This is a genomic window from Shewanella sp. MBTL60-007 (genome assembly GCF_019654915.1).
Classification (GTDB): Bacteria; Pseudomonadota; Gammaproteobacteria; order Enterobacterales; family Shewanellaceae; genus Shewanella.
The window spans coordinates 14,442-32,967 of record NZ_BPET01000064.1; the positions used below are offsets into that span (position 1 = coordinate 14,442).

Below are 18,526 nucleotides of genomic sequence, written 5' to 3' on the forward strand. Positions count from 1 at the left end.
CTTTTTTCTAACACCAAAATAGATAATCCTAGGTGCTGTATGCGTAAACTCATTCTACCTACCCTACTCATGCCTTTAATTAGCTGTGGCGGCTCTGACGATTCAGCCGAAGCCGTTCCACAACCTGAAACGCCGAGCGTCACTCCTGACCCTACACCCGATCCCACACCAAGCTCAGCCTGTGAAGCGAACACCAGCGAGGTTAACTGGGATGCACTTATGAATGAAGATTGCGAGTCCTTGGCACAATATGGTCTGTTTATCGATCCCAGTATTCCAACAGACTCTCCTGTTTCACCAGGGATCCCGTACCAATTGTCCACTGAGCTCTTCTCTAACTATGCCAGTAAACATCGTTTCATCTTCGTTCCCGAAGGTAAAACCCTTAGCTATGACGCCAAAGCGACCTTCGATATGCCAGTTGGGACAGTTCTAGTCAAAAGCTTCTCTTTACCCTTTGATACTCAAGTCATCGGCGCCAACAATGAGGTACTTATCGAGACACGATTGCTTATCCACAGAGAGACTGGCTGGACAACCCTGCCCTATATCTGGCAAGACGGAGAAGCATTGCTGCAAGTCGCAGGTAAAGATATCGCTCATAGCCTAAACCACCAAGGTGAGCGCCAAAGCTTCGATTACCATGTCCCGAGTAGAGCCGAATGTAAGCTATGTCATCAAACGAGTGCAGACAACAGTCGTATTGAGCCTATCGGGTTAAAAGCCCACCTACTTAATCGCCCCATAGTCCACCAAGGTAACGAGCTCAATCAATTGCTACTGTGGCAGCGACTTGGATTACTTAACGGCCTGCCAGAGCTTGCTCAGGTTGGCAAGACCTATGACATTTTTGACGAGTCTGCGGCGTTAACGGTAAGAGCCAAAGGTTATTTAGATATCAATTGCGCCCACTGCCACAACCCACAGGGTTTTGCCAGCATATCAGGGTTAAGATTGGGGTTTTATGTGGATCATACTAGCTTTGAATATGGGATCTGTAAGCAACCTCCCGGTTGGGACGGCGGCGCAAAGGGCTTGTCTTATGACATCATTCCTGGTGATGGTGAGCATTCGATACTCGTCTACAGGCAGGAGTTAAATGAGCCTAAAGACAGAATGCCACCGATAGGCCGCAGTATCGCTCATACTGATGCCGTAGCTCTCATAGAACAGTGGATTGATCAAATGGCGCCTGAGCTTGGTAACTGCCAACAATAATCAACGCTAAGCCCTTTACTCACCGCGAGTTAAAGGGCGGTTAAGACGGTGAAAGTAGCCTGGAGGATGGCCAATCCAGTGTTTAAAGCTTTGTCTAAAATGGCTCACATCACCAAAACCCATCAGATCTGAGATTTCATCTATGGAGTAATCGCTAGTTAAAATCAAATCTATTGCCATCTGACAGCGCACCTGATCCACCAACTTCTGATAACTGGTATTAGCCGAAGCGAGTCTTCGCCTGAGGGTTCTAGCGCTGATATTTTGCAGTTCGGCCATCGCCTCCATACTCGGTAATTCAGGCGCCAGCTCTCTTAATATTGCCAAGATCTGCGATATATAGGAGTTCGAGCTCTCGGTTCCTAGTTTCACCGCTGCATGTTCGAAAGAGTAAGTCACGGGCAGCGCTAAATAACGGTGCTCAATTGACCACTCGAAAAATTCACTATCAAATATAATATCGGCCCCAGTCTGCGCAGATAAGAATTCAACCTCTCGCACTGGTTCTGCTAAGGCAATATGGGAGACTCGAATATTCTCTCCGGTAAGCTCTTTAGCAAAAGCCAACAGGGAACAAATACTGTGTTGGAATTGAAAACTATAACGCTCTACATCGACTTTATTAGTATTTAACCACCGGACATACAAGCGTCCATCGACATTCATTAATAAGTTATCCGAGAAGCTACCCACTAATTCGGGGTGAGAAATCGCAAACTGTAAACACTCACCTAAGGTGTCAAATTTTGCCAGATGAGGTAACAATACATCAAGTTGGGCAACTTTATAACTTGATGCAGCTTTGGCGGCGGTTTCGGGATCAGAGCTAAGTTGTCGCACATAGTTCATTGCATAATCAACCTGCCACACATAGACAAACTGACTCACCATCAACTCCGATTCACCTATACCAATGTCGCTGTAGAGGCGCTCAACAACCTCATTGGCAAAGTTCTGCTTCAGGTAACGAAACAGATTCTTTAGCTCGTACGCTGGATAGGACTGATCTCCTACCCGAATATGAGGTTTATAGCTACAGGTTTGATTCATCTAACACGGTGATAAATTGATCTTTATCAACATTTTTAACGGATCTAAATTAGAATTGGTAGCCTTTTATTAATTTTAACTTAATTTTATTTACACACGGTTAACAGGACGTATGTGCAAACACTGCAGTGAGATGCAGCCTGCTTTTGAAAGTAAGGGGCCCGATACGCTCTGCGGTAACAAATAACATACGTGTTTAAAGGACAGATTCTAGTTTTTAGAACACATTGATGGATTCAATATTGCTTCATCAGCATTTTGTCTAAATACCCTTTTCAGATTAAAGGTATTGTTTAGGGGCATGAAAAAGCCAGTTGGGAGTACCAACTGGCTTAATAAAAACCGTCAACCTAATTTTAGGAATAGACAATTTGAAAGGTTTATTCAGCTAAACCCAAAACCTCAAGTCTTTCTTTCGCCAGAAGATATCTTGCGCGGACATCATCAATTTGCTCTTGAGTTAACTTCTTACCAAGAGTGCGAAGACCACCATCAGCGTCATTGTGGTGAACGCCAAAAGCAAACTTAAGATATTCTAAAAGCAGAGGCTGAGCATCAAGGTAAGAGATAGAATTCATCGCCTGAGAAATTTTGTTTGCCTCAGCCCACTCGCCATTATTCACATACTCTTGCATAGTGACACTGGCTTTCGGGAATATACAACCCACACCAGTAATGCCACCGCATGCGCCTGCAAGTCCTGCATGCACAGTAACAGTGTCAACACCTGCCAAAATTTTTGAATCTTTATCTTCTAACATCAGAGTTTCAATCACTGAAACATCTGTCGTTGAGATTTTAAGAGCTGTGACTTCAGGTAAAGCAGAAAGTTTTCTAAGAATATCTGTTGAAAGTGCGTGATATCCGGCTGCATCAGGGTTGTTATAAGGCATAATTGTTACGCCTGCCTCTTTTGCCGCTATTGCAGAGAACTCATAGTATGCGTACATGTCTTCATCAGAAGGTGCTTCTTTCGTTTTTGGCGGCATGACCATAACGGTATCCACGCCAACTGTCGCTAGTTCTGTAACGATTTTGGCAAGCTCTTCTTTCGTTTCTGCCGCAGCGCCGCTGATTAATGGAACATTGTATTCTTTAGCAACTTCAGAAAGGGCTTTAAGTAAAGAAAGACGCTGTTCAGAGCTTAGGTAGCTATTCTCACCTAGAGTACCAGAACCAACAAGCCCGCCCATTCTGGTTCCGCCTTTACCTTGCACTTTTAAAATATCTGCAGCGTATTTTTGTGTTGCCTCAAGGTCAATTTCAAGGGCACCGGATTCTGACTCTTTTAGCCAAGTAAACACGGCCGGCATAACCGTATATCGCCAATCTGTGCTATTTGTTACCATCATATTACCTTTTGTTTAAAAATTTTATCATACAGAAAGATTGTATAAAATATATCAAATAAACCACATAAGTTAAACCCCTTCGACAAACCTAGGCCTTATTGGTAACAAAACGCATTTGAAACTGAAAATTTTGGTGGAATAATCATACACATGTGAACATGCCCCTTCATTAGATGCCCGCTTGCGATAATGCAGCTTTGCGCTTAGCCTCACCGTCCATGACAAGGTGAGAGATAACTTCGTTATCATTCACCCAGATTTCGACGGCTTCAGCCGTAGCTACATTAGATAACTGGTGTTTCATTTTAAGCTTTCGTGCTTTCTGGTTAACCTGCTAAATCATTGAGATGCAAGTGTGCATTGTTATTATCTGAGTTTTATCGAATAATACAATGCGCATTTTTCCAACAACTATCAACAAAACGTGCGAGCGTCATATTAAAATGTTAGCCACTATTGTGAATTCGTATTAATTTCCATTAAAGATTGAACCAAGAGGGACGAAGTGTTGAAGAAACTAATCGCTATTTTTACGGAAAAGCCTAAAGGACTGGTTGCAGAAAGTAAAATATATAAATTTGGCTTTCTCACTATTCTATTATCACTCTTTTTTTGGACGTTAAGTATAAGTCTTGATTCTTCGAATCCGTACAGGTATGGCAATTATGATATTCTAATCGCACCAATAATGTTGTTATTAAATCATATATCATTCAGTTTTAAATTTAGCACCACTCTCACAGTGATATTACGAATACTGGCTATTAGTTGGTTGATATTTACGGCTATTTGGATCTTCATTACTTAATATCTCTGGAATAGTCAGAGATGGCTAACAAGCTTATAAATCAAAACTCACTCAAGGCTGTCATGCCATTTACGGTGCTAATCGCCCACCTGCGCTTAGTTCACTTATTAGCAGGGCGTTATATGCTTGGAAGAACCTCTAAGGATGTTGGTGTAAAACAGTGGATAAAATTACATTTTTCAAAAGGCTAGAGCGCCAAATACTCTCAGGTAAAAAGACTGCAACAATTAGGGATAAATCTGAAAGCCACTATTACCCGGGGCTGGTCGTTGAAGCTTTTACTCACGAAGATGACCGGAAAATCTGTAAGCTAGAAATAGTTGGTGTTGAGCATGTAGAGTTTGAAAAGCTCAACAGAAAACACGCAAAAGCAGAAAACCTCCCATTTGTTTTTATGCTCAAATGGATTTTGCGAAAGATATATCCGACAGAAAAAAGTTTGTGTTTTATCAGCTTCAAAGTTGTTGGTTAATCAGTCTTTAAGTTCTGACCCCCTTGAGCTACGCATATAACAAATTGCTCTAGGGGGATTCGCAATGTGTGACACTGTTACTATGCGTTAATTTTATTGATTAAGATGGTCTGCGGCGGCTTCGTTTTGGGTTGCTCACTACTTAATTGGGCGTTAGGCAGCAAAGGATAGCTTAGTGAGTAAGTTAAATATTAGAGTCTTAAATAAAGATGATTGGTCTACGTATAGAGAACTTCGTCTTCTTTCTCTTCAAGAGTCTCCCAACGCTTTTGGTAGTAGTTATGAACAAGAGTTGTTGTTTTCAAGTGATGAGTGGATTGCTCGCCTTAATCTAGATAATAGTGATAAACGTGCACTTCCACTTATTGCGGAGCTAAATGGTGTTGCTGTTCGCTTAGCTTGGGGATTGGTTCATAGCCCCCAAGATAAAACTGCTCACATCTATCAAATGTGGGTTTCTCCCGATGTTCGTGGTCAAGGAGTTGGGAGTTTATTGCTTAAAAAGATAATAACATGGTCAACAGAACTCAATTTAGATTATGTTTCTTTAGCAGTAACAACGATAAATATACCAGCTATAAAATTATATAAAGCTTATGGTTTTGAGCCTTATGGTTCATTGGAAAGTCTTCGGGAAGCATCAGTATTGTCTGTTCAGCCAATGAAATTGAAGTTGAGTACTACTGTCTAACAGGAAACTAAACAAGGACAAAAAAACCTGCACTGGGCAGGTTTTTATATTTGCTAAAACTCAAGCAGAGTTACTTGAGTGGCTGATTCTTCTCAGCAAACTTATTGAAGATTGCGTTAAACGATAATGACGCGCCATGGGCAATCTTATCGGAAAGCTTCTTCTTAAGCTGATATTGCACCTTGATCACAGTGCGCTCATTAGCCAACTTCATGATCACATCATCACTGGTAGCAATTTCATCAACAAGGCCTAGCTCAATCGCTTGTTGGCCATACCAGTGCTCACCGGTTGCGACTTTGGCAATATCTAACTCAGGTCTATACTTGGCGATAAAGGCTTTAAAGAGCACATGGGTCTCTTCCAGCTCTTGTTGGAACTTTACTCGCCCTTCATCGGTATTTTCACCAAAGATGGTTAGCGTACGTTTGAAATCACCAGCAGTGTGCTGCTCATAATCGATATCGTGCTTTTTCAATAAACGATTAAAGTTAGGCACCTGAGCCACAACACCGATAGACCCCACAATAGCAAAAGGAGCGGAGTAAATTTTATTCGCTACGCAAGCCATCATATAGCCGCCACTCGCTGCGACCTTATCGACACAGATGCTCAGTGGGATCTCAGCCTGTCTTAGGCGATCTAGCTGACTCGAAGCTAAACCATAGCCGTGCACCATGCCCCCGCCGCTTTCGACGTTAACAATGACCTCATCGCCCTTTTCTGCGATAGCTAAGATAGCACTGATCTCTTCACGCAATGACGCCACTTCATTAGCATCGATGCTACCTTTAAAATCAACAACAAAAACTTTAGGCTCTAGCTCTTCAACCTTATCTTTTTGCTCTTTCTCTTTGGCCTTTTCATCGGCTTTTAATTGCTTCTCGTAAGCCTTAAATGCTTTTTTAGACAGTAACTCTTCCTTCAAGTCATGCTTCAATGACTTTAGGTTATCACTGAGATTGGTTAGTTTAAGCTCACCCTTTTCAGCCTTTTGCTTCATAGAAGACGCAAGCACAACAATCACTACCGCAATAATCGCAACAACAATGGTGACCGCTTTGGCCAAAAACAAACCATATTCGTACAGGAATTCCAAAATATTCTCCAGCTAGACCATTCTGTCTCTTCAATTTGGTCGCTATTCTACCAGCCTATTAACCAATAAAACACGCCAATAAAAAACCCAGCTTTCGCTGGGTCTTTTTTTAAGCAGTTCTAGATTTTATTGTCAGTATTATTGAGCACAAGGTGCCACAACATATTGCGCTGCCTCACCAGTCACTAAACCAAGGAAGACGGTCGGACTGTCCACATCAGGAAGACCTGCACTGTAGGAGAAGAAAGCGGCCTGAGTTTGCATCTCTACCGTTGCAACATCTTCAAATCCATCTGTCACACCCTCAACCGGTGATGGGTCGATAAGCGAGCTATGATGTCCTTTAGAGAAACGAACCGCTCCAGAGCCTACTGTCGTGCTATCGATACAAGCTAGGCCTAAGTTTTCAATCAAAGGTTCAGTTCCCGCAGTAGGGAAACCTTCAACACTATTAGGCAGAGTCTGATCTGGAAGGCTGTTTGCACCATCACCAACAACCTCGATAAGATGCAGCGGAAGACCTGTAGCTTTAAGCATAGCAGCATGGTTAATTGGGTCGGCGCTATCAACAGCCGTTTGAACAGCAAAAGCAAAGGTCGGTAGGAATGCATCATACACTGACTTAACTAATGCATCATATTCAGGCGTACCCGGTAAGAAGCCATGTTCTTCATTAGCCTCTTCCACCAGTGCCATAAATGCTTCTGTAGCTACAATGTTCTCAAACAGCATAGGTCCAAATGTCGCCGAACCAATAAAGGTCCCCGCAAAACCACCCGATGGTGCAACCAGCGATGTCGCATTAAGCTTATAAACGTGGCTTAAATCAGCTCCAGATGGGTGAGTCAGCCCAGTACTAGCGTAAGTCGCGAAATTAGTTCCCACGATTGCCCCTAAGCTTAAGCCTTGAGCACTAACTTGGTTTACGTCAAACAGTTGAGGCGCACCCAGCTCCATCAGTTTGCCTGCATAACCGGTAAACGCGGCACGAAGTGCTAAATGATCAAATGTTGCCTGACGGAAGTTATCACGCACGGTTAACGTACTACCGATATTAATAAAGGCTAATGGATCGCCCAGTGAGAACAACACATCATCGCCAATAACATCACCATAGGCCGGGTCGGTTGCCGAAACAGTATAGGCACCAGGCACAAGCAAATCTTTACCAAACGAGCGCGCACCGTGAAGTGGCATGTCGATAGCAATTGTCGCTACGCCAAGTTCACCATAAGTGCCAGCGTAAGCAAATGCCATCTCTTTACCACCGCCTAGGCCATGCATGGCAATAGTGACTGGCCAGCCTGCTGCAGGAGCAGGAGCAAAGTTAGGTACCGTCATTTGGACAGGTACTATTTCGTGGTTTCTGACCTCTGGAATAGGATTGAATTTCGTTAAGTGTCTAGCCTTATCGGTAGGCGTGCCATCATCTAACATCCAATGCTTACCCGCGAGTTGGGCCGGATCACTCAGCGCCGCAATCGGATCATCAATCCCATTTTCAATTGCTTGAGTGAAATAGCTGTCTTGGCTCAAGGTGCCTGCTTCAAGAGCCGTTAGCACAGATACAGGACTATCATAAGCCGCAGACCAAATCCCATTAATGGTTGGGTTACCCGCATCATCTAAGCAAGCTACTGATGAACAATCACCATAAACCGGTAATTTAATTGCAGCAGACCAAACATTAACTTTACTTGCCCCTTCGTACGCCGGATGTTGCTCTGGCATCATCAACACTTGAGCCAGTGTAAAGCCACTATCCGTTGGCGCTTGTACAAACTCAGGCATATAGCCAGGTTGCCCAGCAATTAATAGTTTAGAGACTTCGTACACATCGGCAACCGACTGAGTGGTGAACAGACCTGAGTAACTGATTGACTCGGCGTCAACACCAGCACTAGCCATCCCCTTTTCATAACTATTCACCGCTGCTTGTAACAGTAGCTGTTCAGGGGTTTCCAGTGGTTTAGTCTCGATATCAAGCTTTAGCAAGCCATAGGTTGAAGATGGTGCAATTGAGCGACCAGCTGAGTCTTGAATTAGATCGGTTGTAGCATAAATATAAGATTGATTTGCTTTAAAAGGCTTAAGTGGGACGATAACAATCTTGTTTCCAGATGTGGTCGTCACGAAATCCACGCCAAATTGCAGCTCGGCACCAACTTTACAGGCCGATACATCAGGGGCGGCTTTACACTCAGGATCCGATGATAATGCACCGCCTACGGTAGCTTCAAACATCTTCACGGCACCAGGTTGCTCTACCGATGCTTTACTTAACGTGAGCACAGTTCCATCGTTATCCGTAGCTGGAGCGACTTCGATACTGATCGGTGCCGTTGTCGACCAACCATCTAGTGCACCTAAGGCAATCGTTGGATCTGTGTAGTCACCATTAGCTTCACTTGGCGCTGTAGGATCATCACTTGGTGGAATATTGATGGTACCATCAGTGGTACCACTAAAGAGAATATCATTGGGTAAAGGCAGCTCACCATTTCCCGGATCAAAAACGATAACTGATTGAGGAACCAATGGCTCAGTTTTGTCCACTAATTCGTTATAACTGTCTTCGCTACAAGCAGTTAACCCCAACGCAGAGGTGATTGCTACGCCCAAAAAGAGTTTTTTCATCTTTTTTCCCCAAATCTTGTTGTAATAATTTTGTTTTCACATAGAAATTGGTCACAATAGTCAGCAAAGTATGACCAAGAGGACTTATTGTTAGTCCTTAACTGAGTTCAAGTTAACGTAAAATTATTGACTTAGCTACAATTTTGTCACATTCAGTCATTAATTGAGCGGATAAAGATTAATCGTTTGTTTAAAACAGCTGTTTATCATATCAGCGACTCTAGAAGTGACGGGCGTTTGCGCTCTGAGGAAGTATTAACTCATGTTGGAATATCAAGCAGCAAAAGATCTATTAAAAGACAAGACCATTTTAGTCACTGGCGCAGGAGACGGCATAGGTAAGGCCGCGGCAATCGCTTTTGCAGAACATGGTGCGACAGTTATCCTATTAGGCAAAACAGTAAAAAAACTCGAAGCAGTCTATGACCAGATTGAACAGGCTGGTTACCCTACTCCAGCGATAGTCCCTCTTGATCTTAAAGGTGCGACAGAGCAGAACTATAAAGATATGGCCGACACCATTGAAGAGCAGTTTGGACAGCTTGACGGTCTATTACATAACGCCAGCGTATTGGGTGTATTAGGTCCATTTGAACATATGACGATGAGCACTGTCGAAGAGGTGATGCAGGTTAACGTAATCGCCGAGATCATGCTAACCAAGGCACTACTGCCAGTGATGCGTAAGTCACCAAGCGCCTCTTTACTGTTTACATCTAGCAGTGTCGGTCGCCAAGGCCGCGCATACTGGGGTGAATACGCTATCTCTAAGTTTGCTACTGAAGGCATGATGCAATCACTAGCCGATGAGTACGCACAAACTAATGTACGTGTGAATAGCATCAACCCTGGTGCAACCCGTACCGGGATGCGTGCTAACGCTTATCCAGCTGAAAACCCACAGACACTAAAGGCGCCCGAGGAGATCATGGCGACTTACCTCTACCTGATGGGTGAAGACTCTAAAGAGGTCAACGGGCAACAGCTGAACGCTCAGTAAATGACTGTGAAGTAAATAACTAAAATAAACAGTTAAAACGAGCAGTTAAAAACAAAAAGGCCGCAATTAGCGGCCTTTTTAATCGTTATTTTTTATCGACAATGTTTAATCGATAAGCGGCTAAGCAATTAGCTACGCTGACGCGATGGCTTTGGTCTACCCGAAGCCACTTTATGCTTATGCACGGCGCGCTTAATTTTTGCGCTACGTACTTTATTACGAGCTACACTGTGCTTGTCGGTACCAAGAAGAGAACGAGTCTCCTCATCCATACCTGCAGTTTGACGTAGGTAGTTAACCTGCTCAATTGGCAGCTCAATCCAACCACCACGTGGTAGAGATTTAGGTAGCTCAATCATACCGTAGCGAATACGGATAAGGCGGCTTACTTGTACTTCCTGAGATTCCCAAAGACGGCGCACTTCACGGTTACGGCCTTCAGCTAAGCTGACGTGCCACCACTTGTTCATACCTTCGCCACCCGCAGCTTTAACTTTATCAAAGTGCGCTGGACCATCTTCTAGGGTTACACCCATACGTAAACGTTGGATACAGCCATCTGTCACTTCACCAAACGTACGTACCGCGTATTCACGTTCGACTTCATTTGATGGGTGCATCAAGCGATTTGCTAATTCACCGTCAGAGGTAAATAGCAATAGACCAGAGGTGTTAATATCTAATCGTCCTACAGCAACCCAGCGTGAATCGCGAGTCTTAGGTAGACGGTCAAATACTGTTGGGCGTCCTTCTGGGTCTTTACGACTACAGATCTCGCCTTCTGGCTTATGGTAGGCGATCACTCGACAAACCACTTCTTCTTCAGAACGAATAGAAACTGCACGCCCATCGATACGAATTTTAGCGTCAGTCTCGACGCGATCGCCTAAGCTTGCAATTTCACCGTCAACACTAACTCGGCCTGCAGCAATCCATGCCTCCATCTCACGACGGGAGCCATGGCCTGCACGGGCCAAGACTTTCTGCAATTTTTCACTCATTAGTAGACTCTTCTGTTTTTTCGGTCGCGTCACTCTCAATACGGAATAGCGCGTCCAATGATTTGGCATCTGACAGTGGCGGAAGGTCCGCAATGCTATCGATGCCAAAATAAGCTAGAAACTCATTTGTGGTCGCATAAAGTGCCGGTCTACCCGGTACCTCTTTATGACCTACCACTTTTATCCAATTTCTATCGTTTAAACTTTTGATAATGTGGCTGCTAATCGCAACCCCACGAACAAATTCTATGTCACCTCGGGTGACGGGTTGACGGTAGGCAATCACCGCCAGGGTTTCTAAGGTTGCACGCGAATATTTCGGTGCTTTCTCCTGCCATAGCGGTTGTAAAAAAGGACTCAACTCAGCCAATGTCTGAAATCGATACCCTCCCGCAACCTTTACTAATTGTACACCCCGGTTTTCATAATCGAGCTGTAACTCTTCAATACATGCCTTAATTTTAGCCCGAGACACATTAAAATTAGACAATACCGTCTCTTTTAATGCTTTTATCGTCATCGGTTTGGCCAACACAAAAAGGCTAGCCTCAATTAACTGTTTAAGCTGGTCTGGATTTATCTGAGACAATCAGTACGCCCTAACATGTATAGTTGAAAACGGCTCAGCTTGTACAAGCTCAACCAGCAGTTCCTTGACTAGCTCCATCAAAGCCAAGAAACTCACTACCACCCCACTTCGCCCCTCTTCAAAATCAAACAGGGCTTCAAATGGTAAGTAGGTCTCGGCATTAAGCTTGGCTAAAATCTGCGCCATACGTTCGCGTGTCGATAACACTTCACGCACCACATGGTGATTTTCGGTGGCTTCGATACGCTTTAATACTGATGAAAATGCTCTAGCAATCTCGGTGAGCGAGACCTCAGGAGGCAATAGTTCAGGCTTAATGTTGTCAGCTGGAATCGCTTTGGCCTGAAACAGATCACGTTCCATCCTAGGCAACTCATCCAACTTTTCCTGCGCCTCTTTAATCACCTCATAAGCTTTCAACTGACGGATCAGTTGTGCCCGTGGATCTTCTTCATCTTCATGCTCAACCTCGGGTCTTGGCAGTAAAAGTCGAGACTTAATCTCGGCGAGAGTGGCTGCCATCACGAGGTAATCTGCTGCAAGTTCAACTCTTGCTCCCTGTAGCAGATTCACATATTCGAGGTATTGTTGAGTTACAGAAAATATCGGCAAATCAACAACATCAAGTTTTTGTTTGCGAATTAAATAAAGGAGAAGATCTAACGGCCCCTCAAAAGACTCGAGAAAAACCTCCAATGCTTCTGGAGGAATAAAAAGGTCTTTCGGCATCACCTTAAACGGCTCGCCGCGAACAACGGCTAAAGGCAATTTTTGCTGAACGCCCTCCATCCGTAATCCCTCTATTTTTGCAAACGCGCGATTATACCTGTATACCCAATCTACCTCAAGCAACGCTTTTCAGCGCTGCTTGCCTAACCTACCGCTTAGAGGAATGGTGTAACGTCACCCACACCTTCACGGATAACTTCAATATCGCCATCCGATAAGTCAATCACAGTGGTAGGCTTCTCTCCTAAATACCCGCCGTGAATAATCAAATCGACCTGATGCTCTAAGATATCTCGAATATGCTCAGGATCTGATTCGGTGAACTCTTGACCTGGCAAAATCAAACTGGTTGACATCAAAGGCTCACCCAAGGCTTCTAACAGTGCCAATGCAATCACATTATCTGGTACACGAATACCGATAGTCTTCTTCTTAGGGTTCTGTAGGCGCTTAGGCACCTCTTTAGAAGCCTTAAAAATAAAAGTATAAGCACCTGGCGTATTTTGCTTAAGCAAACGATAGGCTTGGTTATCGACACGCGCATAGGTCGCCAGCTCTGACTGATCACGGCACATCAGTGAGAAGTTATGATCATTGTCGATCTGTCTAATGCGCGCAATTTTGCTCATGGCATCTTTATCACCAATTAAGCAACCTAATGCATAGCCAGAATCGGTCGGGTAAACAATCACACCACCACTTTTTATCACGTTTACGGCTTGGCTAATTAAGCGTGCTTGAGGGTTTTCCTCATGCACATAAAAGAACTGACTCATTGTACTACCTTCCATTTATCTGACAGCCAAACCCAATCCACTCCTTGGGGTTGGAACATATTTTTACCGATCTCAATCCAACTACTCGGGAAATGAAAATCGCTTCCTAACGAGCATGTGAGCCCGTTATTAATACTTAGGGCGATCAGATTATTCCGATCGTCGATAGTCTGCTGACCTAGAACCACTTCCATTGCATCACCACCAGCCTCTTTAAACTCTCGAACCAAGCGTTTGAGCCACTTAGCAGAAAGTTTATAGCCACTAGGATGCGCTAATACAGCAACCCCGCCCGCTTGATGGATAACCTCGATGGCACTGGCCATATCTCCCCAATTGTTGGGAACATAACCCGTCTTACCCCGAGCTAGATATTTCTTAAACACATTGGCCGTAGTGGTTGCGTAGCCTTGCTCGGCTAACCAACGTGCATAGTGTCCTCGACTAATGGCGGCACCGGCGGCAAAGCCTTTGGCCCCTTCATAGGCACCTTCAATACCCGCCTTCGCTAGTCGCTCACCAATCTGTTTGGCTCGACTCGATCGTAACTCACGTTGATTCACTAAAAATGCGGCCAATTCGACATTATTGATATCAAGATTAAGCGCAACGATATGAATATCGAAATTGTTCCAGCGAGTAGAAATTTCAACGCCGTTAATCAACTCAAGCGGTGTTTCATGGGCTTGATTAAACTCATGTGCCTCTTTTAAGCCATCGGTGGTGTCATGGTCGGTAATAGCAAACATCTGCACGCCTTTGCTTATTGCGCGCTCAATCAGTTGTGACGGGGTCAATTGACCATCTGATGCGGTCGTATGGCTATGCAAGTCAACCAGTTTAACGTCAGTGATATTTTCATCGTTCATAGGCATATGATACTTGAGTTTATCGACTAAAGGTGATTTTAATCCGGTTTTTAGCAATTTATCGCCCCCGCCTGTTTAGCGTCTTGGCAAAGAACTACGACAAACTAAGCTAATCCGATTTCAATTTTATTATCCTAAATGCGTCATTAAGCCGTATTTCATATGCCTGATTTATTCAGTGAGTTCCCTTTAACGCCTTGGGAAGACTTTCGAATAAATCCTTGAACAAACGCAGCAAAAGCAAACAAATTCAACAACTTTATGTGCCATAGCTTACAGAAGCGTCGCGCTAAATCTTTTAGAATCCGCGAGCCGTTAAATGGGCAACACCAAGCTCAAGCCAAGATTCATTCGAACTTACTTGAGCAAACAAATGATTATGTTTATTGGATAATAACGAACAATGAAAAAGACATATCTAGCATTAGTATTAATTGGCGCAATGCCTTTGCTAGCACATGCCGAAAAAGAGATGGCGTTTGCTCCTTCCTACTTAACGATGGAAGGCGATAAGCAACCCGAATTAAAACAGTGGCGGGATGCAAAAAGCTGTAAAGGCTGCCACCCACGTCAATGGAAAGGCTGGCAAGGCTCTATGCACTCTATAGCCTTTATTGATCCTGTGTTCCAAGCTGAATGGGCAATGGGTGAAAAAGAAACTAATGGCGCGGCCAAAAACCTATGTGGTGGCTGCCATACCGTACTAGGCACTGTGACTCAAACCGTTGAGTTTAAATCTGAATCAGGTAAGTTTGGTGGTTTTACCACCCAAGCAATTGCTAACCAAGGCGTATCTTGTGAAGTTTGCCATAGCGTTGTCGATACAAACGCTAAGCACACCGCCATGGGTGAACATGGCAATGCTTCACTGGTAATTGCCAATGACAAGGTTAAGCGCGGTCCATTTGATGATGCTAAGCCACGCGGCCACAAAGCCGAGTATTCAGAGCTACACACTAAGTCTGAGTTCTGTGCAAACTGTCATAACGTCTTTAACCCTGTGCACGACAACTTCGCCTTAGAGCATACCTATGACGAATGGAAAAAATCGGCTTATGCGGCTGCGGATATTCAGTGCCAAGATTGTCATATGGTACCAGTAGAAACCGCCATGCGCGTAGCGGACGAGATGCTTCCTGCTAAAAAACTTACAAATCATGGTCTAGAAGGCAAAGCTGCACGAGGTGGCCCTGCACGTACTTTAGTACATGACCATGGTTTTGTGGGCGGCAATGCGGTGATAGCCCCGTTACTGGGTGTTGAAAATGGTGAGGCTCATGCTAAAGAAGCCGTAAAACGCCTAAAAACAGCTGCCGCGTTAGAAACAAAAGTTTCGGGAACAATTGCAGCACCAGTACTTGAGGTAACAGTACATAACCGCCGTGCAGGTCATGATTTGCCAACGAGCTTAACCTTCATCCGCCAAATCTGGTTAGAAGTGATAATTCGTGATAATACTGGCAAAGAGATCATGCGTTCTGGCTCATTAACAGCTGAAAATGCACTGCCAGGAGGCACGGTTATCTTCCAAGATAAATCTGTCGACATTCATGGAAAGCCTGAACATAAGCCGTGGAAAGTTGCCAGCTTCGAGGTGCAAAATACGATTCCAGCCAAAGGGTCTAAAACGGTTACGTATCCATTTAGCCTACCAAAGGGCGTGAATGAATACAGTATCGAAACCAAGCTGCATTACCGCTCATTTGATCAAAGCGTTGCAGATCTACTGCTCGAAAACAAGGTTATCGTACCTTCTGTTGAGATGGCTAGCTTAAGCCAAACCTATCAGGGCTTAACACTTAACTAATTTTCAGCAACCATAATTTGCTGTCAGCTATTCATTTGAATCGCTGACAGCATTTATCATCAGTATAAAGACTTGATCGCTCAGCGAGAATATAGCGGCTCTGAGGCAAGGTCATTAAATGCTCCTCAGTAACTGTTCCTGCGTTACTCTTCCTCCTATATCCATATAGTCGTGCATTAATGACATACAAGACCATGCAGCTTGCTGCGAGTGAAGAGCATAGTTGCTCTACGCTCAATCTCGCCATTCTGAAGCGTTTTGACAGTCTCATTCTTCGTTGAACAACTGAAAATCATTCACCAATTATCATCATCGAACAGCCGTCACTTAATAGTGACACCGTGAAAATGCAATGGACTTAGAAAGTTGAAGCTAGAGAGATCAGCATAGCTTATAACGAATGATTTTTTTTAACTGATATTTGATGATGTACTGCTCTAAAATCGAAGTAATAACATTGCTAAGAAAAAGCACTAAGATAAGGCAGAACCAGAAAAAAAGATCTTGAAAAGGCACAAATCCGATGGATGTTAGTAAGATATTAACGGGTAATAATATCGACACAATAACCACAATACCTACAATAAAGCGCAAGTACTTGGTACTGGCCTTTGCCATTTTCACCAATGCAGGAATATCTGCCCTTGACGCTATCTTTAGCTCTGGATAGCTGCTTTTGATCCATTGAGCGTAATCCAATCTAACATCCTAAATATCAATCAATAAAGTCATTGCCTCAATTTAACATTTAAACTCACAGCCATTCAATCATCTACTAATAAATTGAGTGCTAATGCATGACTCAGAAGTCAGTATTTAATATTGACTCTATTTAGCGGCAGTTGAGTTTAGATTGCGCCTTACACTGAGCTGAGGTTATTTGTGCTGACTCGTGACCTAAGCAGTAATCAATCCTAACCGTTCGCTTCTCAAGGCTTGGGCTAATGCCACTATTTGCTGCTTGCCAATTCCATTTCTTGACTATTCTTTTAGTGTATTTACCCAAGTATTTGTTCGGTACAGAGCTAATAACTTCCACATTTTCAGTATCACCATCGGTTGAAATGTCAAAAGACACTATGCTGCAGCCTTGCACTTGACCACGTGCGAGCTCTATTGGATAAATTGGTGGCTTGTTATCATCTCTTTGCCAATTGACAGGGCTAGTAGCTTCAATATCTGTCACTACAACCTCACCATATACATTATTCGTCCTTGCTTCGCTTATGTGAGGAACAAGCAATAGTGCTACGATAAACAGTCCAAGTCTTTTCATTAATAACATTCCTTCGTTTATATTTAATGCTATTAAGCTATCTACGTCACCGATGTTAGTCAATAAACTCAATAAATAACTCTTCTTTTACCCACCGCTGTTATTGCGACTCAATAGACTGAAGCGGCACTTCCCCAGTGTCTCTCACAATTTCAGCCCTGCAACAGGGGGCGGTGTTTCATTTAAGAAGTGCACATGTAGATCCATAAAGCTACAGCAGTGCTTATTAAAGCAAGCGGTGGCTTACTGGCCAATGAAATATTGAACACGCAGTTCTTCCTCCATAGTTGGCAAACGATTTCAAACAAAGCTTCGACATCCCCCCTTTAAAGCCAGTAGAAATATAACTTAACTTGCTCCAACTTAACCAAGCAGGACAATCTAAATAATCCTTAACGGCGGTAATATCAAGCAAGTTTCATTTGGCTAGCTAATAACCACTATGAGCAAAGCCACATTTATTCACAGCTTAGCAGCCTTGATAATGCTCGGCCTTATTGATCACTCCTAACAACACTATGCACAAAATATTGATTCTAATTACAGCCCTTTTGCTAACCCTATCCACACCAATCCATGCTAAAAATGTGCTCAAAGAAGCCGTACGTATAAACAGAGACATTAATAAAGCAGAGAAGCAGTACAACAAGCAGGTAAAAAAAACGAAGAAAAAACTGGATAAGGCTAAGGCCAACGTCAACTCAGTTAAAGAGGGACACTACGCCGAAAAGCGTTTACAGAAAATCGAAGATAATGCCGCAAAAAAATTGAACAAAACAAAAGATAAGTTAGATCCAAGAGACGACATTACCGACAAGCTAAGAGATGATCTCAAGAAACAGAAACGCCAAGCAATCGACAACTGGCTAGCAGACTAAGTTATCATTCTCACTGAATGAGCAGTTCCTTAATATCATAGCTATCAATCGCTCTGTATAGCCAGCTATTCAGGGCGGATTATCACTTGGAGCAAAAGATAAGCACACTTGCATCTTTACATTAACAAAAAACCACAGCTCATAACTCCGTCATAGATTCAAATCACAGTCATGGGCTTTCACTTTTTCCCCGCAAGCTTGCATGCTACACTCAGGCCCACTTTTTTGATTTAAAACTGATGCTACTCTATGAAACAGTTGCTCGACTTTTTAC

18 protein-coding genes are annotated in these 18,526 nt (G+C 43.5%); 6 read left to right on the forward strand and 12 right to left on the reverse strand.

From position 1 onward, the window contains the following. Positions 1 to 39: 39 nt before the first annotated feature. Complete coding sequence (locus tag K5Q92_RS20170) at positions 40 to 1,218, forward strand: SO2930 family diheme c-type cytochrome (RefSeq protein ID WP_220770663.1); 1,179 nt, start codon at positions 40 to 42, stop codon at positions 1,216 to 1,218. Between the two features lie 15 nt (positions 1,219 to 1,233). On the opposite strand, the gene K5Q92_RS20175 is transcribed toward K5Q92_RS20170, so the two are convergent. From K5Q92_RS20175 to K5Q92_RS24300, 3 genes are all read right to left on the reverse strand, one after another. Continuing rightward, entirely contained in the window at positions 1,234 to 2,268 is a 1,035-nt protein-coding gene (locus K5Q92_RS20175) for an AraC family transcriptional regulator (protein WP_220770664.1), read from the reverse strand. 380 nt (positions 2,269 to 2,648) lie between these two features. Further along, entirely contained in the window at positions 2,649 to 3,617 is a 969-nt protein-coding gene (locus K5Q92_RS20180) for a dihydrodipicolinate synthase family protein (RefSeq protein ID WP_220770679.1), read from the reverse strand. A 172-nt stretch (positions 3,618 to 3,789) separates the two neighbouring features. After that, complete coding sequence (locus K5Q92_RS24300; protein ID WP_259649649.1) at positions 3,790 to 3,924, reverse strand: hypothetical protein; 135 nt, start codon at positions 3,922 to 3,924, stop codon at positions 3,790 to 3,792. Between the two features lie 664 nt (positions 3,925 to 4,588). Here K5Q92_RS24300 and yqfB point away from each other — a divergent pair. Together yqfB and K5Q92_RS20190 are read left to right on the forward strand one after the other, a co-directional pair. Further along, positions 4,589 to 4,900 carry a N(4)-acetylcytidine aminohydrolase gene (yqfB, locus tag K5Q92_RS20185; RefSeq protein ID WP_220770665.1) on the forward strand — a complete coding sequence of 104 codons (312 nt, stop codon included), beginning with the start codon at positions 4,589 to 4,591 and terminating at the stop codon, positions 4,898 to 4,900. Positions 4,901 to 5,075: 175 nt separating this feature from the next. Beyond that, complete coding sequence (locus K5Q92_RS20190) at positions 5,076 to 5,591, forward strand: GNAT family N-acetyltransferase (RefSeq protein ID WP_220770666.1); 516 nt, start codon at positions 5,076 to 5,078, stop codon at positions 5,589 to 5,591. Between the two features lie 70 nt (positions 5,592 to 5,661). Here K5Q92_RS20190 and sohB read toward each other — a convergent pair whose 3' ends face one another. Further along, complete coding sequence (sohB, locus tag K5Q92_RS20195) at positions 5,662 to 6,690, reverse strand: protease SohB (RefSeq protein WP_220770667.1); 1,029 nt, start codon at positions 6,688 to 6,690, stop codon at positions 5,662 to 5,664. A 138-nt stretch (positions 6,691 to 6,828) separates the two neighbouring features. Further along, complete coding sequence (locus K5Q92_RS20200; RefSeq protein ID WP_220770668.1) at positions 6,829 to 9,327, reverse strand: VolA/Pla-1 family phospholipase; 2,499 nt, start codon at positions 9,325 to 9,327, stop codon at positions 6,829 to 6,831. Positions 9,328 to 9,589: 262 nt separating this feature from the next. Between K5Q92_RS20200 and K5Q92_RS20205 the strand changes: the two genes are divergently transcribed. Continuing rightward, positions 9,590 to 10,327 (forward strand): YciK family oxidoreductase, encoded by a 738-nt coding sequence (locus K5Q92_RS20205; RefSeq protein ID WP_220770669.1) that lies wholly within the window; start codon positions 9,590 to 9,592, stop codon positions 10,325 to 10,327. A gap of 128 nt (positions 10,328 to 10,455) precedes the next feature. Here the strand turns inward: K5Q92_RS20205 and rluB are convergent, their stop codons facing one another. From rluB to K5Q92_RS20230, 5 genes are all read right to left on the reverse strand, one after another. Then, positions 10,456 to 11,328, reverse strand: coding sequence for a 23S rRNA pseudouridine(2605) synthase RluB (rluB, locus tag K5Q92_RS20210; protein WP_202721393.1), 873 nt, complete (start codon positions 11,326 to 11,328; stop codon positions 10,456 to 10,458). Further along, positions 11,321 to 11,917 carry an SMC-Scp complex subunit ScpB gene (scpB, locus tag K5Q92_RS20215; RefSeq protein ID WP_220770670.1) on the reverse strand — a complete coding sequence of 199 codons (597 nt, stop codon included), beginning with the start codon at positions 11,915 to 11,917 and terminating at the stop codon, positions 11,321 to 11,323. The genes rluB and scpB overlap by 8 nt, the downstream gene beginning before the upstream one ends. Then, positions 11,918 to 12,706 (reverse strand): ScpA family protein, encoded by a 789-nt coding sequence (locus K5Q92_RS20220; RefSeq protein ID WP_220770671.1) that lies wholly within the window; start codon positions 12,704 to 12,706, stop codon positions 11,918 to 11,920. Between the two features lie 95 nt (positions 12,707 to 12,801). Next, positions 12,802 to 13,422, reverse strand: coding sequence for an L-threonylcarbamoyladenylate synthase (locus tag K5Q92_RS20225; RefSeq protein ID WP_220770672.1), 621 nt, complete (start codon positions 13,420 to 13,422; stop codon positions 12,802 to 12,804). Beyond that, positions 13,419 to 14,297, reverse strand: coding sequence for a PHP domain-containing protein (locus K5Q92_RS20230; protein WP_374758460.1), 879 nt, complete (start codon positions 14,295 to 14,297; stop codon positions 13,419 to 13,421). The genes K5Q92_RS20225 and K5Q92_RS20230 overlap by 4 nt, the downstream gene beginning before the upstream one ends. Positions 14,298 to 14,694: 397 nt before the next feature. On the opposite strand from K5Q92_RS20230, the gene K5Q92_RS20235 reads away from it, so the two are divergent. Further along, positions 14,695 to 16,098: a cytochrome c family protein gene (locus K5Q92_RS20235; RefSeq protein WP_220770674.1), complete on the forward strand. Its 1,404-nt coding sequence runs from the start codon at positions 14,695 to 14,697 to the stop codon at positions 16,096 to 16,098. 381 nt (positions 16,099 to 16,479) lie between these two features. Here the strand turns inward: K5Q92_RS20235 and K5Q92_RS20240 are convergent, their stop codons facing one another. Further along, complete coding sequence (locus tag K5Q92_RS20240; RefSeq protein ID WP_220770675.1) at positions 16,480 to 16,797, reverse strand: hypothetical protein; 318 nt, start codon at positions 16,795 to 16,797, stop codon at positions 16,480 to 16,482. Positions 16,798 to 16,930: 133 nt separating this feature from the next. Continuing rightward, positions 16,931 to 17,374: an energy transducer TonB gene (locus tag K5Q92_RS20245; RefSeq protein WP_220770676.1), complete on the reverse strand. Its 444-nt coding sequence runs from the start codon at positions 17,372 to 17,374 to the stop codon at positions 16,931 to 16,933. Between the two features lie 518 nt (positions 17,375 to 17,892). Between K5Q92_RS20245 and K5Q92_RS20250 the strand changes: the two genes are divergently transcribed. Continuing rightward, complete coding sequence (locus K5Q92_RS20250) at positions 17,893 to 18,252, forward strand: hypothetical protein (protein WP_220770677.1); 360 nt, start codon at positions 17,893 to 17,895, stop codon at positions 18,250 to 18,252. The last annotated feature ends 274 nt before the right edge of the window (positions 18,253 to 18,526 follow it).